The 779-nt window shown below is 53.1% G+C and carries 1 protein-coding gene and 1 pseudogene; both read right to left on the bottom strand.

Annotated elements, in window-relative coordinates; genetic code table 11:
* Positions 1–37: 37 nt before the first annotated feature.
* Positions 38–541, bottom strand: coding sequence for a TRAP transporter small permease (locus CWM53_RS19580; RefSeq protein ID WP_100680699.1), 504 nt, complete (start codon positions 539–541; stop codon positions 38–40).
* Between the two features lie 45 nt (positions 542–586).
* Positions 587–779: pseudogene (locus tag CWM53_RS19575) on the bottom strand (TRAP transporter substrate-binding protein); the annotation flags it as partial.

Raw genomic sequence — 779 nt, 5'->3', positions numbered from 1 at the left:
AACGAGCCAAACAGCGTCAGTGCAATATAGCTATCCATTAATTTGCTCCTGCTTCTGAATGTTTCATGCTTTTTAGACCGTTGCTGATAAAACACAACGCGTAAAACATCATCATGATGCCGGTGAGCGGCAGGATCAGATACACATAGCCCATCGGGATCTGCATCGCGGCTGAGACCTGGGCGGTCGACAGCGTTTTTTCAATCAGTTTTACGCCGCCGGTAACAATCACTGAGCCAGCAAACAGAAAGATAAGCAGATTGATAATGACGCTGAGCAGTGCCTGCTTGCGGGAAGAGAGCATCAGTGTAAGTAAATCGATCGCCAGATGACGCTGGGCGCCGACGGTATAGGCCGCACCCAGTAGCCCGACCCAGATCATTAAGAAACGCGCCAGTTCGTCGGTCAGGGTGCTAGGCTGGTTGAGCACGTAGCGGCTGAACACCTGCCAGACGACGCAGACAACCAGCGCAATCATTACGACGACAGAGAATGCGGCGATGGTGCGGTCCACCGCTAGCTTTATGCGGTTAAGTATCATCATTGATTTCCTGGTGAAGCGGGCCAGGGGCTGGCCCGTTAAAGGTTATTCAGCGGCAGCGTCAAATTTGGCCAGCAGAGCGGCCTGTTTTGGATCTTTCTTAAAGTCATCAAATAGCGGCTGCACGGCGGCGCGGAACGGCGCTTTATCCACTTTGATAATTTCGCCCCCCAGGGCTTTGGCCTGCGCGCGGGTATCGGCGTCGATCTTCTGCCACAGCTGTTGCTGATAAACCTCT

The organism is Klebsiella sp. A-Nf5, from assembly GCF_002810545.1.
Classification (GTDB): Bacteria; Pseudomonadota; Gammaproteobacteria; order Enterobacterales; family Enterobacteriaceae; genus Klebsiella; species Klebsiella variicola.
The sequence above is the reverse complement of the archived record's forward strand: the minus strand, read 5'-3'. Positions and strand labels throughout refer to the sequence as shown.